Below are 25828 nucleotides of genomic sequence, written 5' to 3'. Positions count from 1 at the left end.
GCGATTTAGGTAAACTGCCCGCCCCTCGCGGAGGCTGACATGCAAGACGACGATTTTTCCCTGTTCAAAAACGAGCTGCGCGGCGTCAAGCCGATCAAGCACGACCGCGCCGACACCGGCAAACCCAAGAGTGACCGAGCGCAGATCGCCAAGCTGCGCCAGGCCGCGACCGTACGCACTGACGCCACCACCGTGGACGGTCTGTCGGACCAGTTCGTGATTGACGTCGGCCCCGAAGACGAGCTGATGTGGGCCCGCGACGGCGTGCAGGAAAGCCAGATACGCAAGCTCAAGACCGGCCAGATCCCCTTCGAAGGCAGCCTCGACCTGCACGGCATGAGCGTGGAAAAAGCCCGGGAAACCCTCTGGGCCTTCCTCGCCGAAGCCACCCGGTTCGAAATCCGCTGCGTGCGCGTCACCCACGGCAAGGCCGTGCGCCTGGACGGCAAGCGGCCGATGATCAAGAGCCACGTCAACACCTGGCTGCGCCAGCATGCCCAAGTACTCGGCTTTACCTCCTGCCAGCCCCGCCACGGTGGCGCCGGCGCGGTGTATGTGATGCTCAAGCGCACCATGCTGGAAGGGCGCGACGAGTAACCCGTGCCATCGTCAGGCTTGCAGCGATGGGTCGGCCACCGTACCCTTGCGCTTTGCGAAAATCCCACAGGTAGTTTCATGTCCCTGGAACAGAATTACACCGCGATCCTCGGCCAACTCGGCGAGGACGTTACCCGCGAGGGCCTGCTCGACACGCCAAAGCGTGCCGCCAAGGCGATGCAGTACCTTTGCCGCGGCTATGAACAGACACTGGAAGAAGTCACCAACGGTGCCTTGTTCAGCTCCGACAACAGCGAAATGGTGCTGGTCAAGGACATCGAGTTGTACTCGTTGTGCGAACACCACCTGCTGCCGTTTATCGGCAAGGCCCACGTCGCGTATATCCCGAGCGGCAAAGTGCTGGGCCTGTCGAAGGTCGCGCGGATTGTCGACATGTATGCGCGCCGCCTGCAGATCCAGGAAAACCTCAGCCGCCAGATCGCCGATGCCGTGATGCAAGTGACCGGCGCCCTGGGCGTGGCCGTGGTAATCGAAGCCAAGCACATGTGCATGATGATGCGCGGTGTGGAGAAACAGAATTCGTCGATGATCACCTCGGTGATGCTGGGTGAGTTCCGCGAAAACGCGGCGACCCGCAGCGAATTCCTCAGCCTGATCAAATAACCGGTCGGGTAGGAAAAAGCCGGCGTTCATCGCCGGTTTTTTTTCGCCCCCACAAATCAAGTAAGATGCGGCCCTCTGTTCTGGGCAAGAGGTTTCAGTCATGTTCGTCAAAGCACTTCGAGTGGGCCTCGGCCACGTCATCATCGCGGGCGACTACATTACCCGTCCACGCAAAAAGCAGCGCCCCGCCGAGCAGCAAGCGCAGGTCAACGCGGCCGCCAAGGAACTGACCCTGTATCAGTTCCATGCCTGCCCGTTCTGCGTGAAGACCCGTCGCACCCTGCATCGCCTGAATGTGCCGGTAGCATTGAAGGATGCGAAGAACAACGAACAGGATCGCCAGACCATGCTGGAGCAAGGCGGCAAGATCAAAGTGCCGTGCCTGTGCATCGAAGAGAATGGCCAGACCACCTGGATGTATGACTCCAAGGTGATCATCGATTACCTGGACAAGCGCTTCGCCGCCGTCTGACAAACGCCCTCTCCTCTGTAGGAGCGAGCTTGCTCGCGAAAAACCTGAGGACGCCGCTGGGTGTCAGGTTCCCCTCGTTATCGTTGACGATTTTCGCGAGCTGGCTCGCGCCTACAGAGGGGGGATTTCCATGTCCAGTAATGCGGAGCCCAGGCACTTGCCATGGGCGTCCAGCGCCAGCGAACGGGTCACGCCGCCGCGCAAGATCCCCGGCAACACGAAGTTCAGCGCCTGCACGTTGGGCAATTCATAGCGTCGCACCGGCGCCGCCCCCGGCTCCAACAGCCCGGCGAAGAACGCCGTCACGCGCGCGGCAGTGAGCTGTTCGCAGAGCAGCGGATAATCCTCAGGGCGATAGGCAATGATCGAAATGTTCGAGGTGTCGCCCTTATCCCCGGTGCGGGAATGGGCCAGGGTATGCAGCTTCATGCTTCGATCCTCGGGTTGACGGCGTCACGCGGCAACAACAACGAGGCCACCGCCACCACCTGGCGCACGCTCTTACTGGCACCGCCGCCGCCGGACGGGCCGTTGGTGTAGAGGGTTTCCACTTCATTGCCGACCCGCACCGCTTCGCTGCGTTCCTCACAGCGCGCAGCGACGCGCAGGCGCACTTCCCACGGCTCGACGCGGCTGCGCGGGCCGTGCAGCGAGTCCATGCCGATCAACTCGGCGCGCACGTCCTGCATCTTCACCCCCATCAGTTCCAGGCGCTTGAGCACCACCTCTCGCGCCAGTTCGGCGCGTGCGACGGCTCCCGGCCCGCCGTAGGACATCTGCCCCTCGCCGATCCAACCGTCCAGGTAACCCACGCTGACTTTCAACCGGTCCGGCCGCACCCGTCCCGCAGCACCCTGGGCGCGTACCCGGTCGACGCTTTCCTCGACAAAGCTCACCTGGGAAAAGTCGGCCGTCACGTCCGGCGTCAGATAGGCCGCCGGGTCGTGTACTTCGTAGATCAATTGTTCAGTACACGTAGCGCAGCTGACGCGCCCGCCGGACCCGCTCACTTTGGTGATCACGGCGTTGCCCTCGGCATCGATCTCGGCCAGGGGGAAGCCGAGGCGCGCCAGGTCGTCTACGTCCTTGAACCCGGGATCGGCGAAATAGCCGCCACTGACCTGCCCCGCGCATTCGAGCAAATGCCCGACCAACGTGCCGCGCCCCAGGCGCAACCAATCGTCAGCCGCCCAGCCGAACGCAAACATCTGCGGCGCCAGAAATAGCGACGGGTCGGCCACGCGCCCGGTGATCACTACATCGGCCTCGGCGCGCAACGCCTGCAGAATGCCGTCGACGCCCAGGTAGGCGTTCGCGGAAATCAGCCGCGCACCCAGCGAGCCAAGGGTCTGGCCGTTATCCAACACCTGCTCGGGGCGCAACACGTCGAGCACATCATCGCCCACCACCGCCACGACCTTGAGGCTCAGGCCCAGCTCATTGGCAATGCGCCGCACTTCAACGGCCGCCGACACCGGGTTGGCCGCGCCCATATTGGTGATCACGCGCAAGCGCCGGCGACCCGCCTGCTCACCGACAAAGGGCAGCACCCGGCGCATGCGCTCACTCAGCAACGGGTCATACCCGCCCTGCGGATCGCTGATGCGTGCCTGTTGCGCCAAGGCGATGGTGCGTTCGGCCAGGCATTCGAAGACCAGGTAATCGAGGTCGCCCTGTTCGGCCAGTTCCACGGCAGGTTCGATGCGGTCGCCGGAATAGCCGGCGCCGGAACCGATGCGCAAGGTTTTCATCTCAAAATACTCCCAGGAGCAACGCGGTCAGGGTCATCAACACCGACGCGGCGAACAGAAACGGAATAGTGAAGCGCTGGTGATCGGCCAGCTCGATCTTGCACAGCCCCACCAACAGGAAGGTCGCGGGGGTCAGCGGGCTGACCGGGAAACCGGTGGTGTGTACGCCCAGCAGCGAGGCCTGGGCCACTTGCAGCGGGTCGACGCCCAGGGCCTTGCCGACTTCGGCGATCACCGGCATCACGCCGAAATAGTAGGAATCGGGGTCGAACAACATGCTCAGCGGCATGGAAATAAAGCCCACCACCGCCGGGATCAACTTGCCGTGGCCGGCCGGAATCTGCGCCACCGCCACTTCGGCAATCGCCTTGAGCATGCCGGTGCCTTGCATGATGCCGGTGAACACCCCGGCGGCGAGCAGGATACTGGCCATGGTCAGGGCGGTCTTGGCATGGGCGTCGATGCGTGCGCGCTGGGCGTCGACATTCGGGTAGTTGATGCACAGCGCGACCACGGTGCCGAGCATGAACATCACCACCGGGTCGACCCAGCCGGCGATCATCACCACCATCACCAGCACGGTGAGCATCAGGTTGACCCAGAACAGCCGCGGGCGTCGCAGCTTGATGTCGTCGTCGCTGAGCACCCGTTGCGGCACGGCATCCACCGTCGAACCGGCGCCCAGGCCAAGGCGTTTTTCTTCACGATGGCCGAGCCACCAGGCGCAGGCGAAGACAAAGATCAGGCCGACGATCTGCACCGGGATCAGCGGCTGGAACAGATCCGCCACTGGCACATGCAACGCCGCCGACGAGCGCAGCACCGGGCCGGTCCACGGCAGGAAGTTGACCCCGGCAGCCATCGCGCAGACGCAGGCGAGGATGCGTTTGTCGATGCCCAGCCGCGTATACAGCGGCAGCATCGCCGGCACCGTCACCAGAAATGTCACCGCGCCGGAACCGTCCAGGTGGACCAGCAAGGCGAGGGTCGCGGTGCCAACGACAATTCGTGTAGGACGCGTCCCTACCGTGCGCAGGATGCGATCAATGATCGGGTCAAGCATGCCGGCATCGGTCATGATCCCGAAAAACAGAATCGCGAACACAAACATGCCCACCACCGGGGCAACGTTCTTGATCCCGGTAATGATGAAGGCACTGGTTTGCAGGCCGAACCCGCCGAGCAGCGCAGCGATGATCGGCAAGGCGATCAGCGCCACCAGGGGCGAGAGGCGTTTGCTCATGACGGCAGCGAGCAAGCAAAGGATGGTAATGACACCCAGGGTAGCGAGCATGGGTTACTCCAGAGCGGCCTTGGTGGCCGGTTATTGTTTTCCCTGGAGTATTGGAAACGCGTTAGTCTTTGTAAATTGGAATATTCACCAGCTAGTGTTCGGAAAAACAAAATGAAGAACTCTATCCAACACATCCAAGCCTTCCTCGCTGTCGCGCGCACCGGCAGCTTTACCAAGGCGGCCAACGAACTGCACCTGTCGCCGTCCGCGCTCACCGTGCAGGTTCAGCAACTCGAGGACTGGCTCGGCGTCGCCCTGCTCGACCGTAGCCCGCGGCATGTCAGCATCACGGCCGCCGGCCAGGAAGCGCGCGGGCCGATGGAAAAGCTGCTGCTGGACCTGGACAACATCGTCACCGGCTCCCGCGACCTCGCGGCGTTACGTCGTGGCGTGGTGACCATCGCCGCCCTGCCCTCGGTGTGCGCCGGCGCCTTGCCGCCCGCGCTGCGCCTGTTTCGCGAACGCTTCGGCGGGATCGAAGTGCGCCTGCATGACCTGGTGGCCCATCGCATTCATGCCCAGGTGCGCTCGGGCGAGGTGGACTTCGGCATCGGCGTGCGCGCACGGCTGAACCACGGGCTGGCGTTCGTGCCGGTATTGAATGATCGGCTGTGCGCGTTCGTACCGCTGGATCATCCCCTCGCCCGCTATCCGGCGCTGACCCTGAAGCAACTGGCGGATCAGCCGATCATCCTGACCGGGCGCGACAGCAGTGTGCGCGAACACGTCGAGGCGTTATTTGACGAGACACGCCTGACGATGAACGCGGGCATGGAGGCCAACTACATGTCGACGGTGTTGGCGCTGGTGCGTCAGGGCTTGGGGATCAGTGTGTTGCCGGAGTCGGCGGCGGACAGCCTGGAGGGGTTGAAGCGCATCAGCATCGATCATCCCGGCGTGAACCGCGAGATCGGGTTGATCAGTCGCAGCGCGATGGCGCTGAGCCCGGCGGCGCAGCGCTGTTTCGACTTGCTGCATGACAAATTATCCGACACACCACTGAGCTAAATGTGGGAGGGGCTTGCCCGCTCCCACAATTGACCGAGTGAGTCAGTCGAGCATCGCCACATGCCTGGGATGGCTGGCCACACGCTTCAGCCATGCCTGCAACGCCGGGTAAGGCGTCAAGTCAAAACCGCCCTCATGCGCCACGTGGGTGTAGGCATACAGCGCAATATCCGCAATCGAATACTGCTCGCCCACCAGGTACGGCGTGCTTTGCAGTTGGCGCTCCATGACCTTCAACGCCTTGTAACCGCCCTTGTGGGTGGTTTTGTATTCGTCGAGGCGATCCTCGGGCATCCCCAAGTACAGTTGGATAAAGCGCGCCACCGCAATGTACGGCTCGTGGCTGTACTGCTCGAAGAACTGCCACTGCAACACTTGGGTACGCAAGCGCGGTTCGGTCGGCAGAAACTCGCTGCCATCGGCGAGGAAATTGAGGATCGCATTGGATTCCCACAGGCAGGTGCCGTCTTCGAGCTCCAGCACCGGGATCTTGCCGTTGGGGTTCTTGGCCAGGAATTCGGCGGTCTGGGTGTCGCCCTTGAGGATGTCGACATCCACCCATTGATACGGGATGCCCAACAGGTTGAGCATCAATTTGACCTTGTAGCAGTTGCCCGACTTGTAATCGCCATAAACCTTGTACATGGGGCTCCCCTTATGCCGCTCGCGCGTGCTGTGCTTGACGGACCACCGCGGCCAGGCGCTTGAGACCTTCGTCCAGACGGGACGGGTCGATATGGCTGAAATTGAGCCGCAGTGAGCCAAGGTGCTGGTCCGGCTCGGAAAAGAACGGTTCACCGGGCATGAACGCGACGTTCTGATCGAGCGCAGGTGCCAACAAGGTGCGGGTGTCGAGCGGCTGTTTCAAGGTCAACCAGAAGAATAATCCGCCCTGGGGCACTTGCCAGTCGGCCAATTCGCCGAAATGCCGCTCGAGTGCCGCCTGAAAAGCATCCCGGCGCGCGCGATAGAAACCGCGCAGCTCGACCAGATGCTGTTGATATTTCTCGCTGCCGAGCCACTGCATCGCCTGCCACTGGCCGACGCGGTTGGTGTGCAGGTCGGCCGACTGCTTGAGCTTGAGCAAGTGCGGGAACAGGTCGGGGCTGGCGATCAGGTAACCGACGCGCAGGCCGGGCAACAAGGTTTTCGACACGGTGCCGGTGTAGATCCAACTGGCCTTTTTCAGGCGGCCGGCGATGGGCTGCGCACTGCCGCCGTCGAAGGTCAGTTCGCGGTACGGTTCGTCTTCGATCAGGGTCACGTCGAATTCATCGAGCAGCGCCGCGACGGCTTCGCGCTTGGCCTCGCTGTAACGCACGGCCGACGGGTTCTGGAACGTCGGGATCAGGTAGATGAACGCCGGGCGGTAGCGTTCGAGACGTGAGCGCAACGCGGCCAGGTCCGGGCCGTCGGCTTCCAGTTGTACGGTGAGGCACTCGGCGCCGAACAGTTGGAAAATCTGCAAGGCCGCCAGGTAGGTCGGGCCTTCCAGGAGGATGTTCGTGCCCTTGTCGATATACAGCTTGGCCGCCAGATCCAGGGTCTGCTGGGAACCGCTGACCACCAGCACCTGGCTGGCCTGGCACGGCACACCCAATGCACGCGCCTCGGCGGCGAGCAATTCACGCAGCTGCGGCTCGCCTTCGCTCATGCCGTATTGGCCGATGTTCACCGGCATGTCGTCCCAGTTCAACGCGGGCAACATCGCTTCGGCCGGCAGCCCACCGGCGAACGACATCATTTCCGGGCGCTGAGCCGCCGCGAGAATTTCACGGATCAAGGAGCTTTTGAGGCGCGTAACACGTTCTGAGAAGGCCATAGGGTCACCGGTAGCAAAGCCTGTGGGAAATACGTCAAACTGGTTGACCGAAATTACGACGACTTGTGTGGATACGTCAATATGCTTGACCTTAAAAACCAGACCAGCCAGCAAACCGCCATGGAAGCGTTCTTCTTCGGCTACCAGGCGTTCACCGCCAAGGCCGACGAAATGCTGGAGCGCCGGGGCCTGAGCCGGGTGCATCAGCGCATCGTATTTTTTATCGCGCGCTACCCCGGCCTGAGCGTGAAGGAACTGCTGGAATTGCTCGGCGTGAGCAAGCAGGCGCTGAACATGCCGCTGCGCCAATTACAGGAAATGCACCTGGTGCAGAGCGTCGCGTCGGAGACCGACAAGCGCAAACGCCTGCTGGAATTGAGCGCCGAAGGCCTGCGTTTCGAGCAGTCCTTGCGCCGCGAACAGGTGAAGTTGTTGCAGCGCGCCTTCAATGAAGCGGGGGAAGCCGCGGTGAACGGCTGGCTGGCGGTCAATCAGGCGTTGAGTGCGGTGAATTAGCCTTTCATCCTTTTTTGCGCAGACAATCGAAAACATTATTTGCTTTTTTTGTATACAAAAGCATAATTCGCTTCGTGCGAGTTCCTGACCTATCAGTCAACAAAACCCGCCAGTACCTCACAGCGCCTGCGCGCTGACCATAACAATAAAATGCTTGAGGAGTACTTGCTGTGGATAGCCGCAAATCCGAAGCCCCGCTGGACCTCGCCGCGCCGAACCTCTCCCCCACCGACAGCGGCTGGCTCGAACGCCTGTTCAAACTGCGCGTGCATGGCACCACAGTGAAGACCGAGTTGATCGCCGGCCTCACGACGTTTATCACCATGGCCTACATCATCTTCGTCAACCCGAACATCATGGCCGATGCCGGTATCGATCACGGCGCCGCCTTTGTCGCCACGTGCATCGCTGCCGCGCTGGGGTGCCTGCTGATGGGCCTGTATGCCAACTGGCCGGTGGGCCTGGCGCCAGGCATGGGCTTGAACGCGTTCTTCACCTACACCGTGGTCGGGACCATGGGCTACACCTGGGAGACGGCCCTCGGCGCGGTGTTTATCTCCGGCGTGTTGTTCATGGTGCTGACGCTGTCGCGCATCCGCGAATGGCTGCTCAACAGCATTCCGGTGAGCCTGCGCCATGCGATGGGCGCCGGTGTCGGCTTGTTCCTCGGGGTGATCGGCCTGAAAACCGCCGGCATCATCGTCGACAGCCCGGCCACCCTGATCAAGCTCGGTTCGCTACACGAGCCGGCACCGTTGCTGGCGGCCATCTGCTTTCTACTGATTGCCATCCTCAGCTACCACCGGGTGTTCGGCGCGATCCTCATCAGCATCATCGCCGTGACCCTCGCCGGCTGGGGCCTCGGGCTGGTGCACTACAACGGCATCCTCGCCACCCCGCCGAGCCTGGCACCGACCTGGTTAGCCATGGACGTGATGGGTGTATTCAATGTGAGCATGATCAGCGTGGTGTTCGCCTTTCTGTTTGTACACATGTTCGACACCGCCGGCACCCTGATGGGCGTCGCGCAACGGGCCGGGCTGGTCAACCCCGACGGCAAGATCCACAACCTGTCCCGTGCGTTGAAGGCCGACAGCGCCTCCAGCGTGTTCGGCGCCATGGTCGGCGTGCCGCCGGTGACCAGCTACGTGGAAAGTGCCGCCGGTGTCGCCGCCGGCGGCCGTACCGGGCTGACCGCCGTGACCGTGGGCGTGCTGTTTGTGGCGGCGATGTTTTTCGCGCCGCTGGCGGGCATGATTCCTGCTTATGCCACCGCCGGCGCGCTGATTTATGTGGCGATGCTGATGATGGCGAGCATGGCCCATATCAATTGGGACGACGCTACTGACAGCATTCCGGCGATCGTCACCGCGATCATGATGCCGCTGACCTTCTCGGTCGCCGACGGGATCGCCCTGGGCTTTATCACTTACGTGGCGCTCAAGGCCGGCTGCGGCAAGTACCGCGAAATTTCCGTCAGCCTGTGGGTGCTGTGCGCGATCTTTATCGCGAAATTCATCTTCCTCTAGGTCGGCAACCCCCGAAGAAACCGCCTCACCTTTGGGTGAGGCTTTTGCATGAAAGGAGCACTGTGAATGAACCTGGAAACCTGGCTGCTGTTCAGCGGCGCCGCGCTGGTGGTGATCCTGATCCCCGGTCCCCTGTCGTTGCTGATGATCAGCAACAGCTTGAACTACGGCCTGCGCCGTTCGTACCCGGCGTTCCTCGGCGGCGTGTTCGCCTCGATCTGCCTGTTGAGTGCCTCGGCACTCGGCCTGGGTGCGCTGTTGCTCGCGTCGGAACAATTGTTCAGCGCCTTGAAGATAGTCGGCGCGCTCTACCTGTTTTACCTCGCCTGGCAGAGCTGGCAGCAATCGCGCCAACCGGCCCACGGCGCGGTGGTGCCCCTGGCCGTCGCCACGCCGCGTTTTCGCGCCTTGTTTGGCCGTGCGTTTGTGCTGGGCGCCAGCAACCCCAAGGACATTCTGTTCTTCGCCGCCTTCCTGCCGCAGTTCCTCAGCAGCCAACAGCCGTTTCTGCCGCAACTGCTGGTGATGATCGCCACCTGGACCGTGCTCGACCTGTTGTGCAAGCTCGCCTACGGCCTTGGCGCCCACGGCGCGGCACGCTATCTGCGCAGCGGCAACGGCCAGAGCTGGTTCAACCGCACCAGTGCCGGGCTGTTCGGGGCGGCTGGCGCGGTCTCGCTGCTCAACGTCAGAGCGGGGTCACTTTGACAAAATACACGCTGGGGCGGACCGACCCCGTCGACTGCCACTGAATGCCGGCGGCGATCCGAACCAGACGGTTTTCCCGCAGCGCACTCTTGACCGCAGCCAACGCCAGCGAGGTCGGGTGTCTGATGATCGCGGCATTGAACCAATGGTCTGTCAGGCGGTTTTCCAACGGTACAGAGCCGCGCCCAAGCCAATGCAACGACACGTAGTACAGTTTGTTTGAACCGCAGCGCGAATGTGTCACGAGCAATTCATGGCTGGGCTTTTTGCCGCGCATGACCTGCAGTTCCTGCACGTCGAAGCCCTGCTGTTCGAGCACGCGCTTGACGGCTGCGCGCTGTGCAATCTCCCGCTGCGGCGCACGCGCGCGGCCGCCGGTGCGCAGGGTCGGGTCCAGGCCGGCGACGTTGAAGTCGACGCGAGTGAAGCCCGGTGCCTTGCCGTCGAAGCCGATATAGATCGATCGGCCGCTGCTTTCGGTGGGCCGCAGCATTCTCAGCAAATCATCGGTCTGGCCCAGCCGGTTGGCGGTGGGGGTCAACCAATTGTCCAGCGCTGCACGCACATTGAGCAGGTGGCTGGCCGTCGCCGAGCGAGAAGTATCGGCCAGTTCGACCAGCCGGGCGACGGCCATGCTGCGGCTATGAGTAGTAAGGTTCGGGAACGCCGTGGCGACAGACCGTTCCAACGGCGTGTCGAACAACGGCGCATGCAGCCGCCACTCGCCCGCCTGGGTGCGTGATACCGGGATGGGCTGTTCCTCCAGCGCAGTGTCTGTCCAACGCTCAAGGTCCGCCCGGGCCAGTGACACCAGCGGTTCATCCTTGGTAATGAATGCAAGGCCGCTCCAGGGCGCACTGTCCCCCGGCGCCAGTACCCGGTAATAACCCACCCCCGATGCCGTCGGGCGGTCGTACTGGGCGCCGATATAGATGACATCGTAGGGAAACCCCGGCGGGTCCATATGCACATGAAACGTGCCGAACGCCGAGGAGCCAGGCACTTGGCCCGTGGGCACGCGCGCGCGCCAGGCGAACCACTCGGTGTTCGGCGCAGACGAGCGATAAATGCGGCTTTCCGTAGCGGCGCGCACCGTCGGTGGGCGCCAGTCCGGTGGCGGCGTCACGGGTGGACGCCATGGGTTGAGCACCCCGGAACTGGTGCCCGCGACCGGTTGCGGTGCATCCGCGCCGAGTAACCATTCCTTGGACTGGTGGATGTGCAAAATCAGTTCGTCCTGCCCCGGTGCCTGCGGGTTCTTCAGGCGAAACGCCGGTTCGTCTCCACGGCGGTAAAGGGGGTAAGTGTGGGTGTCGTCCGCCACAAAGAGCTCACCGTGTTTCACCTGCACGCCTGCCGTGTCCGGCCCTTTCAGCGCAACGGCGCCCTCAGGCACGCCGTTGATTTTGAAGCGATCCAAGGCCTTGAGCCGAGTCACGGGCGGCGTTGCCACGCGGGAAACCCCGGCATCCGTCGCCATCCGTAAACGATGTAGCCGCCCCAGCACGGCCCTCAGCGCCGGCCGCGCGACACCTGCGCCGACACGTCCGACTTTCCTGGGGCCGGGGACAAAGTTCAGCAACACGTCGATCACCATAAAGGCGCTCATGAAACCCACATCGACCGCGTCCCGGGGGTCGCCGAAACGGTGATAACGCCGTGACACCAGCAGCAGCTCATGGAAGTCATTGAACGTCCCGTACAACGGCGAAAAAAACCCCACCAGCGCCCGTGCGCGGGTATCGCCCTGCTCATTCAGGCGCTGGTTCCGATAGTGCTCCAACGCCTTGCCGGAATGACTGGCCGCTTGAGTGCGGCGTTGCAGCTCCTGCACGCTGGCGTGGTAAAGCAATGCCTGGGCGTTGCAGTGGGGCACGGCCACAAGCGCGAGCCAGTCCTGCGGAGCACTGGCGATCTGTTCAAGGGTCTGGGCTTCGATCTCCTCGAGCACCACCGCAGGTTCCAGGTGCTTGATGCCGAATGAGCGCACGAAGTCGATCCCCCGCCAGATGCCCTTCATCATGAAAAACGCCGGTATGGCTTTCAGCGTTTTGGCGGCCTGGGTGCGCGTATCGACACCCTCCGGTGGCTGGGGGAGCGCCTCGAATGCCCAGCCCGGCGCGACCTGCCGCGCCAGTGTCTTGACGTTATCCGCTAACGCACCGATGCGGTTCAATGCAGCATGGGCCTGTTGCAAGCTGCCGTACTCGGTCAGGACCAGGGCCGGCGGCGCATCGGGCCAGTAAACCACGCACAGGTCGGTACGCGGGTCATGTACCGCGACGATCCCTGCGACATAGCGATCATGCTGCAGGGTGTGGCCGACCAGATGGACCACATACAGTTGCAGCGCGGGCTGACTGCTCGACAGGTCCTGCGGCGTGCGTGCCGCCATCGCCGTCTTGAACAGGCTTTGTGCCGTTGCCGTCAGCCCCCGTTGCACCGCATCGAACAGGTGATATGCAGCGCCCGCTTGCAAGGCGCGATTCAATAACCCAGGGATACGTCCGTTGCTGAGCACACGGTCGGTTTCACGACGGGGATAATAAACTTGGTGGATCAGGGCATCGTAGCGGCCACCGATGTCCAGCGAAGACACCAGGTCGATCAAGTAAGCGGCATTGAGGCGCTGTTTCCATTCGGGTTGCAGATAACGCGCGTGATCGAATCGCCACTGCGTCCAGGGTGCCAGCGGGTCCAGGTTATGCAGCGCCAGTTGCAGCAGGCTGAAGGAGGTGCGCGTCGCGGTCGGGGTCAGCACGATGCGGCGATCGCCCACGGCGCAGCCACTGGTCCAGCCACAGAAAGCGCCGTGGACATCATCGGGCATCTCAATCAACGCTTGGTCGATATCCAACTGCGGAAAAAAACCGTCCTCGCGCAAACGGGCGATCAAGGTGCGCCGGGCAAAGGTGTTCAGATCAGGCAGGCATTGCTCCAGCCGGCTTTTGAAGGCCAACGCGTTGCCCAGGTACAAGCGCAGCAAGCGCTTGAAGTGTTGACGCTGGGCCCGTGGTGCGTGCGCGAGCCAGGCGGGCAGGGTTTTCGCCTCAGACGCCGCCGTGCGCAGCAGCTCAATATTGGCCAGCGCCTGGCTCAGGGCATTATTGGGCGGGATCTTCAACTGCGCGTCCAGATCGACCATCAGCAGCGCGCGGCTCAGGTCGGCATCCGTCACTTCGCTGAACACCCGCGTGATGTCCTCGCTGCTGCGGTGTAAGCGGTCGTAGCTCCCCAGCAGTTTCTTGAGCGCAGCCAGCGCGGGCTTGCCGTTGATTTCAACGTAGCGCACGCCGAGTGTTTGCGCGGCGGCATGGGCGCGCAGGTCGGCGCGTTTATCGTGCTCGACGCAGCGCCACAACACCGAGTCGTCTGGGCTGTTCAGGCTTGCCTTGAGGCTGCGGGTCAACGCGTCCAGCCCGGCAAACGCCTTGATCCCACCCTCCACGCCGAAAGCGTAAAGCACCACCGGCAGTTGGCGCGACGAGCGCTCTAGCGCCGCAGCCGTGGTCACCACCCACACGTTATGGAGCGGGTAGAAAGCGTCCGGCGCGCTGCCCACCGCGATCGACAGCACTTGGGCAAGACTGCCCGGGCGGCGGCTGGCCAACGGTTGGTCGACCACCTCGATCATCAGGTCGCGATGCGCCGTACTGATCAGCTTGAGGCGGTGTTGCAACTCCACCTCGCAACGCAGGGCCGCGGTTTGGGCCTGCATAAACAACGACACGCGCCTGGGCGTACCCGCTCCCCCCGGACGTTCAGCCCAAAAAGCCAACTCCAGCAGCCGTTGCCCGGCATCTTGCATCAACGTATTCAACGCTTGGATATGCACGTCAATTTGGCTCATCAGCGACGCAATGACCCGGTACGCCAGGGTATCCGCGCTGGGATCAGCCGGGACCAACAGCGCGAGCAGCGCATCTTCGTAGCGTGCGACCTGACGCTGTGCCGTGTGCAGGGCCAGGCCGGAGGCCGTGCTGGCGAAGATGATTTCTGCGCCTCGGCGTTGCCGGTCCCACTTGAGTAATTGCGCGCCGATCACGCCAAGCCGAGCGCCGCCGACCCATTGCTGCCTCGCCCCTTCGACCGCGGCCAGAAACGGTGCGGCATCCGGCAGTCGAGGCCGCCCTTCGGAAAACACGTAGCCGTCATTCATCTTCGCCGCACACGCCAACTCGTTGCTCCATTGCCCACTCAGCAAGGCCTCGGCACCCAGCGCCAGCGCATCGGCCATCAGCGGCAGGCCGCGCATAAAGGCGCTCGTCGCAGACAAGGCAGCGGGGCGGTACACGTTATCGCGCCGACTTAACGGCAGGCACTGCCAGAGTGCGTGGAACCGCGACCGGTCCAGCGCCAGCAGGCCGTCCTGCAGGGCGGCGAAGGACGGGTACTCGTAGAAGTTGCGGCCCCCACCCGGCAGGTAAACCACGTGCGGCGCATCGCTGGGGTCGCCCTCGCGATACAGATGCAGTGCCCCTGGGATCGCGACCGCCGATGCCCCCGGCCATAGCAACTGGCCGACGCGCAGCGTAGCCCAAGCCCCGCCCGCACGTCGGCGCTCCTCAGCGCTGGGCGCATCGATCAGGGCCTGAACCATGGCGAATCCCGCACGCGATAGCTCGTCCAGTTGCCACGCCAAAAAGACCCGGTCCGCAAACAGCTCCGTGTGCAACTCAACCCAGCGTTCCCGGCGTGTGAGCCAGGTGCCCTGCGCCAGGCAGTCCCAGTAGGCGCTCACCGCATGGGCGAGCCGCTCGAACAGCTGCAGCGCGACGACGCGGCGCAGGGCTTCCAGCGGCGTATACGGCAAGTGCCGTTCCGGCGCGTCTTTGACACTCAGGGCGGTGAATTGATTGACGTTGATCACCACCGTCGGCATGACCAGCAACGCCAACGCCCGCTCGGTCAGGCTCTCGACTTTGCGCGGCGCGGTGGGCGGCTTGGGCTCGCTGAACAAGAGGTGGTCCGGGTCCATTTCGAACGCTTTGCGCAGCTCGGCGCGGATGACCGTCAAGACTTTCGGCGAACGGCCTATCAGCCGCGCCAGTGCGCGTGTCGCGGCGACGCAACGCGCGTCGGCAAGCGCAATTCGATTGATCAGGCGACTGGGGTGCGTGTAGGCGTTGATCCGCCGTATCAGTTGCTCGCGAATCGCCTGCGCTTGTACTTGGGCGGCAAGGTCCGGGTCGTCGGCATTAACGGTGTCGGGTGAAGCACTCGCGTGATCGGGGGACGAGGTCATGGGGTTTTCTTCTGCATGAGGAAAACACCCAGCCTAGGCAGCGCCGCAGGGCAAAAGGCGCTAGATAGTTGCATGCGCAAGCGGCATAAAAATCTATGGCCACCCCCATTTTTGCAATACTGATTAACGGGTGGTCCAGACAAAGCGTCAGCCAAGAGAGTTCGAATTCCCTACGGTTATTGAAGTCACCGAGTTCCTCGCGATATGTCAGCGCTTGAACATCCCCTCCGATATTGCTCCCATCGCAGAACATTGCGCAGTGGTTATCGAGCCGACGTCCATATATCTGGCAACTGCTCGCAGATCGACAGCAGGAAGTCGCTGATGACAATGCGATCCGCATTTTGCTTGAACAGCTACACAGCCCTGAAGGTTTGCCGCCCAAGGCCGACAGCGTCTGCCATTTGATCAATCAGCATCTGTTGGAACACCCTCAACTGCTCTGGCCAATTGGTTGGGCAGCCGAGAACAGTTGCGGGCTGAATGGGGTGGGAAGCGAGAAGGTGCAGCTCGATTATCAAAGCCATCAGTTGAAGTTGGAACTGAGGTTTGTAGGGTAATCGACCAGAATGATTTATTTTTCGCGTCTTAAACGACACTATCCGGTTCGAACAAGCTGCCCGTCTTGCGCAACATGGCTGTGGTTCGTTCCATGCGTCGGGCAAAGTCATCCAGTTCAATCTGATGCTTTTGCTCCGACGCGATCTGACCCACATGGCTGCTTGGTTGCAGGAGTTGTTCCGCGCCTGGCAAGAACGGTACCACTAGGCCAGTGGCCTTATCGATCACCTGGTAGCCGATGGTCGCCGCCCCAATGCCCGCCGCCAGTCCGCCAACACCACCTAATACACCACGGCGCTTGATGCCATACACCGTAGCCCCGGCAATCATCGCCACGCCCAATATGCGACCGGCCACTACGACTGGGGACAGATCACGGCTATTGTCATTGCCGAAATAGGTCATGCGGTAAAAGAAATAACCGGCCCACAACTCCCTCGACTTCAACTTGTCGTGCATGAACCAGGCCCGCGAGTCGTGTATCTGGTCATCGAACAACGCCACCAGTAGGGCCATCTCAGGGTCTGCACCGGACGTGCCTTGAGCATCACGGAACAGTTGCTTACTGCGCAGATCACCTGCCGTCTTGAGGGCGTCATGGTCCTTGGACTCGTCATTCTCGTTAAGTAAATAGATCGCATCGCGTAACACCACGTCGGTCACCGTGCCTTGCCAACTGGATTGCTCACGCTTCTGGCCGGTGTAGTCAGACTTGAATTCCTCGGCAGCTTGGCTGAGTTGGGTCTGATCAATCTGCGGTTCATAGATTCGTGGGCCGGGATACTGAGGGTTATCCCGCCGCATTTTCACGGCATCAGCCTGGTCTTTTTTATACTGTTCGCGCTCAGTAGTTTCCTGATAGGGCGTCGCCTCTTTGGCTTGGGTGAAAAAAGGCTGGCGCTTATAGCTGTCGTTATTACCTTGAGGATCATTGACGTAACGACCAATACGCCAACCGGTGATCCAGCCCAGTTGATCGGCCAGGGTGTCTTCTACGGTGGTGTTCAAACGCAGCGGCTTATAGGCCGAGTCCTCGACGGATTCGTCAGCCGCAACACCTGGTAGGGTTTTGAGGAGCCAGGCGTTGAAGCGCTCAATCAGTTGCTGACTGACCACAAACTCTGAGGAAGTCCCAGGCCCCATTTTTCTCCACAACCTCTCCGAGCTAGTATTAAACGTGTCCGGCAGTACCTCTTCTGGCACTTGCAGAGGGGCACCCGCTGCAAAAGCAGCGGCATACAAGTCGTGCAAGACAATCTGCGACACCAGCTCATGAGTACCTTCACGAGCTTTGCCCTGGTCATTTTTCGGGTAGCCGCCGCCCACATCCGAATGCACACCGGGGTACACCACTTCGTAGGTATTGGCCGGATACTGGCCGTTTTCGTTACGAATCGAATCCAACGGAAAGCATGAGCGTTGCTCGAAGCCCGCGACAAAATGCCGACAACACTTGACCAGTTCCGGGAACCGCTGCGCATCCGGTAGCAACTGGGTGTTATCGGCCCAGTCCATATGCCCAGCAAAGAATGGGGCTACATGGGCGATACCCACCGAGGCCACCGTGTCCAGCACGCCAAGAAACTCGACGCTGACAGGCAAGCCCAACAGTTCCTGTTTTGGCAGTTCATCCCCTTCTGGGGTGTCGAACAACTGACTCAACCAGGTAACAAAAGTGCGAGCCTCTGCCGCTCCCCGAGAGAAACCGTACACGTACAGTTTGACCGCCAGCACTTTAGGCTGGGCCTCGTCCTTGCGAGCGTATAAAGGGGCCAGCAGCTCTTTCATGATTCGGCGGCGATTGCCTTCACCCAGAGCACTCATCAGCGGTGCCTTCCAGGTGCTCATGGCCTCGACCTTGGTCTTGGCGACAATGTCATCAATTCCGCTTTTATTGTTCAGAGCATAAGATAACGCGCTGGCCACCTGTACCAAGGCCCAGTTGATCCGGTCTTCCCCCCCAGTGGCATATTGCAGCCCGCTATCGCTGTAATCCAGTTCGCCAACTTCGGGGAATGGCGTGCCGACACCGGGCATGTAATACGAAAAATAACCCTGCCCCATCGCGTCTTTACCTCGTAGTGAGGCATGAAACAGCTTGGCGATATTAGTGGGATGACCATTCTGGGTGTCGCTCTTTTCGTTATTGTTGGTGCCATCGAAAAACAGACTGATATGCAGGCTATGACAACAGGTAAAACGCTGTGTGCGACGCCCTTGATCGTCACGTTTTTGTTGAAGCCGATTTTGCTCAGCAATTTGCTTATTGTAGTTATCTGTCACATCCGATGTTTTCGTCGGGAAACGCCCTGCAGCAGGAAAAACTGGCGGTCCCCAAGCTTTGTCTTTTGAATTATTGTTCACTTCGGACATACGGCCGGCTCCTTCATTTGCGAGGGCTCTTTAATCGGGTAATGCTCTGAGTTAAATGCCCAACATGAGCTCGTAACCTTGATCTGGTTACAAACCAAAAAGTGTACCTTCAGGCCGCATCGCTCCGTTCCAGGCCACTCTGGAATATCCACGGTGGTGCTGTGGCGCTGATAGTTGGCTGCATGTTTGGCATAAACCTCTCTGAACTCATCTGATGTTACAGAGGGCATTTTTGCAGACGGCTCAGGATCGACCTCCCATTCAATCTGGGCCTTTAAGCCAGGACGCCATTTGACGGGCATGATGATGCAACACGAGCTTCCACCACCACCGTCCGCTCGGTAACCATTGACCGACATCCAGTTAATACCATGCATGGTATGGTTGATGGCTTGCAGGTTTCCCCCTGCCATTTCATTGTTCGCTGAAGAACACCCAGATAACGCGAATCCCAACAAGTAAAACGCGACTTTTTGTGTTGTTTTTTTTATTATCGACTGCATCGCTAGCAACTTCCTTGCTGATTACCTAGACCGCGCAAACCATTCAAATCACTTGTGCATGCAATACACTCTTGTCCCAGCGCAAAGTGGCTATCCAGGCACCTAGGTTCTGCTTAAGTTCTGTTTCACATACTCGGTCAAATCGCCGAAATAATTTTCCTGACCCGCTTGCACAACAAGTGAGTGAATTAGCGCGAAACGCCGCTCTCGGCTCTCATCCAGGAAATCAAAGTTTTTGCCATTTAACAGTTGCTGTGCATCGCTGATACAACCAAGCAGGTCAAATTGTTGATCGTTCATTTCCACGAAGGGACTGACCTGGATATTGCTTTGATGGGTGAGCCTCGTGCCTTGTAACCACTGCGGCTGGTTATCCCGATCAAGCCAGCCCCAATAAGCAGCGGCTTGCAGAAACTCGGCGCGCTGCTGATCGGTGAGGATCGAGGACATCAGCAGGGGAAAGATGCGTGAATCGTAATACCGTAACAAACCGGTTTGTCCACCCCAAGCCAATTGCGAAAACCCTTGCAGGACTTTACTCAAAACTTCGAAGGGCAATGACGAGATCACCACCATTAGGCGGCCATCGGTGGCATGCTCCACCAACTGTTCCAGCCAGGCCTTATGTCGCCACTGCGTCAAGTCCAGACGCATCAACAGAGGGGCCTGATCCAACAGGTTTTGCTCTGACGTGCCGGTGAACAACGAGAACCAGGGGACTTTTGGCGTTAGCATCTCCAAGGCAGGCACAGCACGGTGGCTCCATCCTGCTTGGTCGAGCAGTAAGTCAATCTGGCTTATGCCAATGTGGGCGCAGACATGTTCGATCTGTTCTTGCCATTGAGTGGGCATCGTCATGTCCATATTCCCTCGATTAATTATCGCGGATCAGTCCGGTCGAGGTTCTTGCGTCGGCGGGCAGACGCTCAAACGATGCGCCAAAGGCTGCACACATAAAAATCGAGAGTAAATAGGACATTTCCCAAAGATGAGAGCTTAGTCATGCAAAATATTTCATGGCGATCACACTGGAAACTACTCCCTGGTGCAATTGCCACAAAGCAGCACTGATGTACTTAGCGTGTCAGAAAGTCGATGAATGCGAGTCGCATATTTTTCAAGCGCGAACCGTTACAAGTAGGCAGAGTTTTGGTGTGAGCATTTTCTGCGAAAGACCTCGCGGCCCGACTTATCCTGGCCATGCAGGTGGAAAGTGTGTTTGCCGAGATCGGTACCGATCAGTGTTGACTCGCTCATGATGATGGCCTCCGAAAACAAAACACCCCGTGAAAGCGTAGCCCTCACAGGGTGTTGGGGGTGACCATCTCATTAGCCCGCAGTGTGGGCGGGCAAAAAAACCAACGAAGAGCGTCGAGGGGATGATGCTCAGCTACCGCGATAGGTGGAATAGCTATAAGGCGAAATCAACAGCGGCACATGGTAGTGCTCCTGTTCGGCGCTGATGCCGAAGCGCAGCACCACCACGTCGAGGAACGCCGGCTCCGGCAATTGCACGCCGCGCGCCCGGTAATAGTCGCCGGCGCTGAATTGCAGTTGGTACACACCGCTGCGGTAGGCGTCGCCTTGCAGCAACGGTGCGTCGCAGCGGCCGTCGCTGTTGGTGACGGCAGTGGCGACCAGTTCCAGTTGCGCGCCGTCGACGCGGTACAGCTCAACCGTGATGCTGCTGCCGGGACAGCCGTGAGCGGCGTCCAAAACGTGTGTGGTCAAACGTCCCATGGCGTGTACGCGCCTCCCGAGGTCAGTAGAAATGAGTGCCGCACTTTTTCAGGGCAGCGAAAAAGCTGGCGCGGGTCGATTAAGACACTTTTCAAAAAAATTGTACACAATAAAAATCACAAACCTTGCGATCCTTCCACTGGCCTGGCGCGACCGGCCGATTCATGAGTCATCCTTGCTTTTAAACGACCTTTTGTCCATTAGCTGACCAGTCAGGCAAGTTTCTTGCTACACCCTTGAAGGTGAGCGTTGCGGAAAAAATGCAGAAATCCGGGCTTACAAAGTGGCGAATAAGTTGTATACAATCACTCATCGCTGTGACGCCACTCAGTCTTTTCACTGCCCGGCCGCCACACCCACCGCTACCACGCACAAGAAGGAAGACTGCAGTGAGCGCTGACTACCCACGCGACCTGATCGGTTACGGCAGTAACCCTCCTCACCCCCACTGGCCGGGCAAGGCACGCATTGCGTTGTCTTTTGTACTCAACTACGAAGAAGGCGGCGAGCGCAATATCTTGCACGGTGACAAAGAGTCCGAAGCCTTCCTTTCCGAAATGGTCTCGGCCCAGCCGCTGCAAGGCGAGCGCAACATGAGCATGGAGTCGCTGTACGAATACGGCAGCCGTGCCGGCGTGTGGCGCATCCTCAAATTGTTTAAAGCATTCGATATCCCGCTGACCGTCTTCGCCGTGGCCATGGCCGCCCAGCGCCACCCGGACGTGATCCGCGCGATGGTCGCCGCCGGCCATGAAATCTGCAGCCACGGCTACCGCTGGATCGACTACCAGTACATGGACGAGGCCCAGGAGCGCGAGCATATGCTCGAAGCCATCCGCATCCTCACCGAACTGACCGGCGAACGCCCGCTGGGCTGGTACACCGGCCGCACCGGTCCGAATACGCGGCGCCTGGTGATGGAGGAAGGCGGCTTCCTCTACGACTGCGACACCTACGACGACGACCTGCCCTACTGGGAACCCAACAACCCCACCGGCAAGCCGCACCTGGTGATCCCTTACACCCTGGACACCAACGACATGCGCTTCACCCAGGTGCAAGGCTTCAACAAGGGCGATGACTTTTTCGAGTACCTCAAAGACGCTTTCGACGTGCTCTACGCCGAAGGCGCCGACGCGCCGAAGATGCTTTCCATCGGCCTGCACTGCCGCCTGATCGGCCGCCCGGCGCGCCTCGCGGCGTTGAAGCGCTTTATCGAATACGCCAAGGGCCATGAACAGGTGTGGTTCACCCGCCGGGTCGACATTGCCCGCCACTGGCACGCCACTCACCCTTATAAGGGTGCGGCGCAATGACCAGGTTCCAGACCGTCAAACCGTCGACCTTGAGCCGCGATGCATTCATCAGCGCCTTTGCCGACATCTACGAACATTCGCCATGGGTGGCCGAAAAGGCCTTCGACCTGGGGCAGGACGCTTCGCTCGACGAGATCGAAACCCTGCACCAGCGCATGCGCGATATCCTGCTCAGCGCCGATCACGCCACGCAACTGGCGCTGATCAACGCTCACCCGGACCTGGCAGGCCGTGCAGCCGTCCAGGGCCAACTGACCGAAGCCAGCACTCATGAACAAGCCGGCGCCGGTATTCACCAATGCACGGCCGAAGAGTTCTCACGCTTCACCGAGCTGAATGAGGCCTACAAGGCCAAGTTCAAGTTTCCCTTCATCATGGCGGTAAAAGGCAGCAACCGGCATCAGATCATCAAAGCGTTCGAAACGCGCATCCACCACCCGGTCGACACCGAGTTCAAGTGCGCGCTGGACGAGATCAACAAGATCGCGTTGTTCCGCTTACTGACCCTCTAAACGACCATCCCCAGCCACTCTATCCAAGGCAGACAAGAAGAATGAAAGCGCAACCCGTACCTTTCGAGAAGTTCGTCAACCTGGCCGACGCCCGCCTCGGCACCAAAATCATCTCGGTGACCGATGACTGGTTCGCCGACGCCAACCGCCTGTTCCAGCCGACCCCGGCGGTGTGGAAGGAGGGCGTTTTCGATGACAACGGCAAGTGGATGGACGGCTGGGAGTCGCGCCGCAAGCGCTTCGAAGGCTACGACAGCGCGGTGATCCGCCTGGGCGCACCAGGTTCGATCAAGGGCGTGGACATCGACACTTCATTCTTCACCGGCAACTTCCCGCCGTCGGCCTCCCTGGAAGCCTGCTTCCTCGCCTCGGGCGAGCCGGATGACAGCACCCAGTGGGTGGAAGTGCTGTCGGCCGTCGAGCTGCAAGGCAACAGCCACCACTACCACGCAATCAACCATGACCAGGCGTTCAGCCACCTGCGCTTCAACATCTACCCGGATGGCGGCGTGGCCCGTCTGCGCGTGTACGGTGTTCCGTTCCGCGACTGGTCCGCAGTGGGCGACAACGAACAGGTCGACCTGGCGGCGGCGTTGAACGGCGGTCGCGCCCTGGCCTGTTCCGACGAACACTTCGGCCGCATGGGCAACCTCCTCAACCCCGGCCGTGGCGTCAACATGGGCGACGGCTGGGAAACCGCGCGGCGTCGCACGCCAGGCAATGACTGGGTGATCGTCGCGCTGGGGCATGCGGGCGAGATCGAGAAAGTCATCGTCGACACCCTGCACTTCAAGGGCAACTACCCGGACACCTGCTCGATCCAGGCCGCGTTCGTGAAAGGCGGCACCGACAGCCAGATCGAAACCCAATCGCTGTTCTGGCGCGAACTGCTGCCGGCGCAGAAGCTGGAAATGCACGCCGAACACACCTTCGCCGAGCAGATCAAGGCGCTGGGGCCGATCACCCACATCCGCCTGAACGTGTTCCCGGATGGCGGTGTGAGTCGCCTGCGCGTCCTGGGCAAGGTCGCCAAGTCATGCTGAACCTGTAGGAGCGAGCTTGCTCGCGAAAAACTCAAGGACACCGCGTTCATTCAGGATGCACGCGTTATCGTTGACGACCTTCGCGAGCAAGCTTGCTCCTACAACGGTCCATCAATAACCCAACAGATTAAGAAGCCAGCCATGCGCACACTGATGATCGAACCCCTGACCAAAGAAGCCTTCGCCCCCTTCGGAGACGTGATCGAAACCGACGGCAGCGAGCACTTCATGATCAACAACGGGTCGACCATGCGTTTTCACAAGCTGGCAACGGTGGAAACCGCCCAGCCGCAAGACCACGCCATCATCAGCATCTTCCGCGCCGACGCGCTGGAAATGCCGCTGACCGTGTGCATGCTGGAGCGACACCCGCTGGGCAGCCAAGCCTTCATTCCGCTGCTCGGCAACCCCTTTCTGATCGTGGTCGCGCCACTTGGCGATGCACCTGTATCAGGCTTGGTCCGCGCCTTCGTCACCAACGGCAGGCAGGGCATTAATTACCATCGCGGCGTCTGGCACCACCCGGTGCTGACGATCGAAAAGCGGGATGACTTCCTGGTGGTTGATCGCAGTGGCACAGGCAATAACTGCGATGAGCATTTTTTCAAAGAGGATGAGCGGTTGATCCTCGCCCCCCACCAATAAGAGAAGGCCGGATCACCCGACAACAAGGGTGACAGGCGAGAGGTAAAGACTGTGGAAGCACATCTGTTGGAATGGCTGAACCTCAGCGTGCGCTGGGTTCATATGATCACTGGCGTGGCCTGGATCGGCGCGTCGTTTTACTTCGTCTGGCTGGAAAACAACCTCAACCGCGTCAACCCCAAGGACGGCCTGTCCGGTGACTTGTGGGCGATCCACGGTGGCGGTATCTACCACCTGGAAAAATACAAACTGGCCCCGCCGACCATGCCGGACAACCTGCACTGGTTCAAATGGGAAGCCTATTTCACCTGGATGTCGGGCGTCGCGCTGCTGTGCGTGGTGTTCTACCTCAACCCGACGCTGTACCTGCTCGCCCCCGGCAGCAGCCTGAGCGGCACCGAAGGCGTGTTGCTGGGCATCGGCTCACTGTTCGCCGGCTGGTTCATCTACTCCTTTCTCTGCGACTCGGCCCTGGGCAAACGCCCGGCGCTGCTCGGCTTGATCCTGTTCGTGCTGTTGATCGCGGCGGCATACGGCTTCAGCACAGTGTTCAGCGGCCGGGGCGCGTACCTGCATGTGGGGGCGATCATCGGCACCATCATGGTGGGCAACGTGTTCCGCATCATCATGCCGGCACAACGCGCGCTGGTGGCGGCGATCGCGGAGCAGCGCACGCCGGACCCGGCCCTGCCGGCCAAGGGCTTGCTGCGTTCACGGCACAACAACTACTTCACCTTGCCGGTGCTGTTCATCATGATCAGCAACCACTTCCCGAGCACCTACGGCAGCCACTACAACTGGCTGATCCTGGCGGGGATCGCGGTGGCGGCGGTGTTGGTGCGGCATTATTTCAACACCCGGCACAACAGCCAGAAATATGCCTGGACCTTGCCGGTGGGCGCGTTGGCGATGATTTGCCTGGCGTATGTCACCGGGCCCAAGCCGATCGCCGAAGTGGCCAAGGCACCAGCGGCCATCGAGTACCAGCCGTTGCCGGAGACCGCATTGGGCGGCGGCGAGAAACCCGTCGCGCCGGCCGCCCCCGCTGCGGCACCCGCGCCGGCCCAGGCGACGGTCGACTTCGACAAGGTGCATGGGGTGATCCAGGCACGCTGCGCCGTGTGCCATTCGGCCAAGCCCACCAGCCCGCTGTTCAGCACCGCACCGGCGGGGGTGATGTTCGACACGCCGACGCAGATCCAGCAACAGGCCGCGCGCATTCAGGCGCAGGCCGTGGCGAGCCAGATCATGCCGTTGGGCAACATCACCCAGATGACCCAGCAGGAACGCGATCTGATCGGCACCTGGATCAACCAGGGGGCCAGCACGCACTGACTGACTCACACAGATCCCAATGTGGGCGGTTCTGAACGACCCGCCGTCGCCCACACTCATTGATTCCTTCGTCACAACAAAAACAATAACGAACAGGGAACGCCCACATGTACACCTTTGACCTGGGGACGGCCACAAGCCGTGCCCCATTCTCGCCCCACGCGCGCTCTAACAGCGCACTTGAGCCAAGGCTTTGGAGCCAGTATTCTCCGCGCCCGCTCGAATCGACTGAAA

Annotated in this window: 22 protein-coding genes and 2 pseudogenes; 12 read left to right on the top strand and 12 right to left on the bottom strand. The window is 60.8% G+C overall.

What is annotated here, in order from left to right:
• The first annotated feature begins 39 nt into the window (after positions 1-39).
• The 3 genes from TU80_RS04145 (at position 40) to TU80_RS04135 (ending at position 1693) form a co-directional block, all read left to right on the top strand.
• Complete coding sequence (locus TU80_RS04145) at positions 40-597, top strand: Smr/MutS family protein (protein WP_017845840.1); 558 nt, start codon at positions 40-42, stop codon at positions 595-597.
• 78 nt (positions 598-675) lie between these two features.
• A complete protein-coding gene (gene folE, locus TU80_RS04140) occupies positions 676-1221 on the top strand; it encodes a GTP cyclohydrolase I FolE (RefSeq protein WP_017845839.1) in 546 nt (181 codons plus the stop codon).
• A 100-nt stretch (positions 1222-1321) separates the two neighbouring features.
• Complete coding sequence (locus tag TU80_RS04135; RefSeq protein WP_057003895.1) at positions 1322-1693, top strand: glutathione S-transferase N-terminal domain-containing protein; 372 nt, start codon at positions 1322-1324, stop codon at positions 1691-1693.
• A gap of 16 nt (positions 1694-1709) precedes the next feature.
• Here the strand turns inward: TU80_RS04135 and TU80_RS33295 are convergent.
• The 4 genes and pseudogenes from TU80_RS33295 to TU80_RS04120 form a co-directional block, all read right to left on the bottom strand.
• Positions 1710-1835, bottom strand: a pseudogene (locus TU80_RS33295) (outer membrane lipoprotein carrier protein LolA); the annotation flags it as partial.
• Positions 1805-2122, bottom strand: a complete 318-nt coding sequence (locus TU80_RS04130; RefSeq protein ID WP_046382567.1) for an AtuA-related protein — start codon at positions 2120-2122, stop codon at positions 1805-1807. The pseudogene TU80_RS33295 and the gene TU80_RS04130, both read right to left, overlap by 31 nt.
• Entirely contained in the window at positions 2119-3444 is a 1326-nt protein-coding gene (locus tag TU80_RS04125; RefSeq protein ID WP_057003894.1) for an acyclic terpene utilization AtuA family protein, read from the bottom strand. Before TU80_RS04125 ends, TU80_RS04130 begins: the two co-directional genes overlap by 4 nt.
• Position 3445: 1 nt before the next feature.
• Positions 3446-4738 carry a CitMHS family transporter gene (locus TU80_RS04120; RefSeq protein ID WP_057003893.1) on the bottom strand — a complete coding sequence of 431 codons (1293 nt, stop codon included), beginning with the start codon at positions 4736-4738 and terminating at the stop codon, positions 3446-3448.
• A gap of 111 nt (positions 4739-4849) precedes the next feature.
• On the opposite strand from TU80_RS04120, the gene TU80_RS04115 reads away from it, so the two are divergent.
• Positions 4850-5746, top strand: a complete 897-nt coding sequence (locus tag TU80_RS04115; protein WP_057003892.1) for a LysR family transcriptional regulator — start codon at positions 4850-4852, stop codon at positions 5744-5746.
• 42 nt (positions 5747-5788) lie between these two features.
• Here the strand turns inward: TU80_RS04115 and TU80_RS04110 are convergent, their stop codons facing one another.
• Together TU80_RS04110 and TU80_RS04105 are read right to left on the bottom strand one after the other, a co-directional pair.
• On the bottom strand, positions 5789-6391 hold the full coding sequence (locus TU80_RS04110) for a glutathione S-transferase family protein (RefSeq protein WP_017845833.1): 603 nt from the start codon (positions 6389-6391) through the stop codon (positions 5789-5791).
• Between the two features lie 10 nt (positions 6392-6401).
• Positions 6402-7568: an aminotransferase-like domain-containing protein gene (locus TU80_RS04105; protein ID WP_017845832.1), complete on the bottom strand. Its 1167-nt coding sequence runs from the start codon at positions 7566-7568 to the stop codon at positions 6402-6404.
• An 81-nt stretch (positions 7569-7649) separates the two neighbouring features.
• On the opposite strand from TU80_RS04105, the gene TU80_RS04100 reads away from it, so the two are divergent.
• The 3 genes from TU80_RS04100 to TU80_RS04090 all read left to right on the top strand — a co-directional run bounded on the left by TU80_RS04100 (position 7650) and on the right by TU80_RS04090 (position 10321).
• Positions 7650-8084 (top strand): MarR family winged helix-turn-helix transcriptional regulator, encoded by a 435-nt coding sequence (locus TU80_RS04100; protein WP_046382563.1) that lies wholly within the window; start codon positions 7650-7652, stop codon positions 8082-8084.
• A 197-nt stretch (positions 8085-8281) separates the two neighbouring features.
• Positions 8282-9613 (top strand): NCS2 family permease, encoded by a 1332-nt coding sequence (locus TU80_RS04095; RefSeq protein WP_169796379.1) that lies wholly within the window; start codon positions 8282-8284, stop codon positions 9611-9613.
• A 66-nt stretch (positions 9614-9679) separates the two neighbouring features.
• Positions 9680-10321 carry a LysE family translocator gene (locus TU80_RS04090; protein WP_057003890.1) on the top strand — a complete coding sequence of 214 codons (642 nt, stop codon included), beginning with the start codon at positions 9680-9682 and terminating at the stop codon, positions 10319-10321.
• Here TU80_RS04090 and TU80_RS04085 read toward each other — a convergent pair.
• The 6 genes and pseudogenes from TU80_RS04085 to uraH form a co-directional block, all read right to left on the bottom strand.
• Positions 10302-15566: a dermonecrotic toxin domain-containing protein gene (locus tag TU80_RS04085; protein ID WP_057003889.1), complete on the bottom strand. Its 5265-nt coding sequence runs from the start codon at positions 15564-15566 to the stop codon at positions 10302-10304. The two genes, TU80_RS04090 and TU80_RS04085, sit on opposite strands and share 20 nt — an antisense overlap.
• A 588-nt stretch (positions 15567-16154) precedes the next feature.
• Positions 16155-18500, bottom strand: coding sequence for a T6SS phospholipase effector Tle1-like catalytic domain-containing protein (locus tag TU80_RS04075; RefSeq protein ID WP_057003888.1), 2346 nt, complete (start codon positions 18498-18500; stop codon positions 16155-16157).
• Entirely contained in the window at positions 18488-19003 is a 516-nt protein-coding gene (gene tli1a / locus TU80_RS31285) for a Tli1a family immunity protein (RefSeq protein ID WP_082643800.1), read from the bottom strand. The genes TU80_RS04075 and tli1a overlap by 13 nt, the downstream gene beginning before the upstream one ends.
• Positions 19004-19105: 102 nt before the next feature.
• Complete coding sequence (tla1, locus tag TU80_RS04070) at positions 19106-19861, bottom strand: toxin Tle1 chaperone Tla1 (protein WP_052735820.1); 756 nt, start codon at positions 19859-19861, stop codon at positions 19106-19108.
• Positions 19862-20152: 291 nt separating this feature from the next.
• Positions 20153-20260, bottom strand: a pseudogene (locus TU80_RS32590) (IS110 family transposase); the annotation flags it as partial.
• 129 nt (positions 20261-20389) lie between these two features.
• On the bottom strand, positions 20390-20743 hold the full coding sequence (gene uraH / locus TU80_RS04065; protein ID WP_017845823.1) for a hydroxyisourate hydrolase: 354 nt from the start codon (positions 20741-20743) through the stop codon (positions 20390-20392).
• Between the two features lie 389 nt (positions 20744-21132).
• On the opposite strand from uraH, the gene puuE reads away from it, so the two are divergent.
• From puuE to TU80_RS04040, 5 genes are all read left to right on the top strand, one after another.
• On the top strand, positions 21133-22059 hold the full coding sequence (puuE, locus tag TU80_RS04060) for an allantoinase PuuE (protein WP_017845822.1): 927 nt from the start codon (positions 21133-21135) through the stop codon (positions 22057-22059).
• Positions 22056-22571: a 2-oxo-4-hydroxy-4-carboxy-5-ureidoimidazoline decarboxylase gene (gene uraD, locus TU80_RS04055; RefSeq protein ID WP_017845821.1), complete on the top strand. Its 516-nt coding sequence runs from the start codon at positions 22056-22058 to the stop codon at positions 22569-22571. The genes puuE and uraD overlap by 4 nt, the downstream gene beginning before the upstream one ends.
• Positions 22572-22612: 41 nt before the next feature.
• Positions 22613-23614 carry an allantoicase gene (alc, locus tag TU80_RS04050; RefSeq protein ID WP_017845820.1) on the top strand — a complete coding sequence of 334 codons (1002 nt, stop codon included), beginning with the start codon at positions 22613-22615 and terminating at the stop codon, positions 23612-23614.
• A 141-nt stretch (positions 23615-23755) separates the two neighbouring features.
• Positions 23756-24259 (top strand): ureidoglycolate lyase, encoded by a 504-nt coding sequence (locus TU80_RS04045; protein ID WP_017845819.1) that lies wholly within the window; start codon positions 23756-23758, stop codon positions 24257-24259.
• Between the two features lie 51 nt (positions 24260-24310).
• Entirely contained in the window at positions 24311-25594 is a 1284-nt protein-coding gene (locus tag TU80_RS04040) for a urate hydroxylase PuuD (protein WP_057003887.1), read from the top strand.
• Positions 25595-25828 lie beyond the last annotated feature (234 nt).

Origin of the sequence: Pseudomonas veronii (assembly GCF_001439695.1) — a bacterium.
Lineage (GTDB): Bacteria > Pseudomonadota > Gammaproteobacteria > Pseudomonadales > Pseudomonadaceae > Aquipseudomonas > Aquipseudomonas veronii.
Note: the sequence above shows the minus strand (reverse complement) of the source record. Positions and strands in the feature narration are given on the sequence as shown.

Coding starts and splice junctions, on each gene's coding strand:
- TU80_RS04145 (WP_017845840.1), top strand. CDS start 40: ATGCAAGACGACGATTTTTCCCTGTTCAAAAACGAGCTGCGCGGCGTC.
- folE (WP_017845839.1), top strand. CDS start 676: ATGTCCCTGGAACAGAATTACACCGCGATCCTCGGCCAACTCGGCGAG.
- TU80_RS04135 (WP_057003895.1), top strand. CDS start 1,322: ATGTTCGTCAAAGCACTTCGAGTGGGCCTCGGCCACGTCATCATCGCG.
- TU80_RS04130 (WP_046382567.1), bottom strand. CDS start 2,122: ATGAAGCTGCATACCCTGGCCCATTCCCGCACCGGGGATAAGGGCGAC.
- TU80_RS04125 (WP_057003894.1), bottom strand. CDS start 3,444: ATGAAAACCTTGCGCATCGGTTCCGGCGCCGGCTATTCCGGCGACCGC.
- TU80_RS04120 (WP_057003893.1), bottom strand. CDS start 4,738: ATGCTCGCTACCCTGGGTGTCATTACCATCCTTTGCTTGCTCGCTGCC.
- TU80_RS04115 (WP_057003892.1), top strand. CDS start 4,850: ATGAAGAACTCTATCCAACACATCCAAGCCTTCCTCGCTGTCGCGCGC.
- TU80_RS04110 (WP_017845833.1), bottom strand. CDS start 6,391: ATGTACAAGGTTTATGGCGATTACAAGTCGGGCAACTGCTACAAGGTC.
- TU80_RS04105 (WP_017845832.1), bottom strand. CDS start 7,568: ATGGCCTTCTCAGAACGTGTTACGCGCCTCAAAAGCTCCTTGATCCGT.
- TU80_RS04100 (WP_046382563.1), top strand. CDS start 7,650: ATGCTTGACCTTAAAAACCAGACCAGCCAGCAAACCGCCATGGAAGCG.
- TU80_RS04090 (WP_057003890.1), top strand. CDS start 9,680: ATGAACCTGGAAACCTGGCTGCTGTTCAGCGGCGCCGCGCTGGTGGTG.
- TU80_RS04085 (WP_057003889.1), bottom strand. CDS start 15,566: ATGACCTCGTCCCCCGATCACGCGAGTGCTTCACCCGACACCGTTAAT.
- TU80_RS04075 (WP_057003888.1), bottom strand. CDS start 18,500: ATGTCCGAAGTGAACAATAATTCAAAAGACAAAGCTTGGGGACCGCCA.
- tli1a (WP_082643800.1), bottom strand. CDS start 19,003: ATGCAGTCGATAATAAAAAAAACAACACAAAAAGTCGCGTTTTACTTG.
- tla1 (WP_052735820.1), bottom strand. CDS start 19,861: ATGACGATGCCCACTCAATGGCAAGAACAGATCGAACATGTCTGCGCC.
- uraH (WP_017845823.1), bottom strand. CDS start 20,743: ATGGGACGTTTGACCACACACGTTTTGGACGCCGCTCACGGCTGTCCC.
- uraD (WP_017845821.1), top strand. CDS start 22,056: ATGACCAGGTTCCAGACCGTCAAACCGTCGACCTTGAGCCGCGATGCA.
- alc (WP_017845820.1), top strand. CDS start 22,613: ATGAAAGCGCAACCCGTACCTTTCGAGAAGTTCGTCAACCTGGCCGAC.
- TU80_RS04045 (WP_017845819.1), top strand. CDS start 23,756: ATGCGCACACTGATGATCGAACCCCTGACCAAAGAAGCCTTCGCCCCC.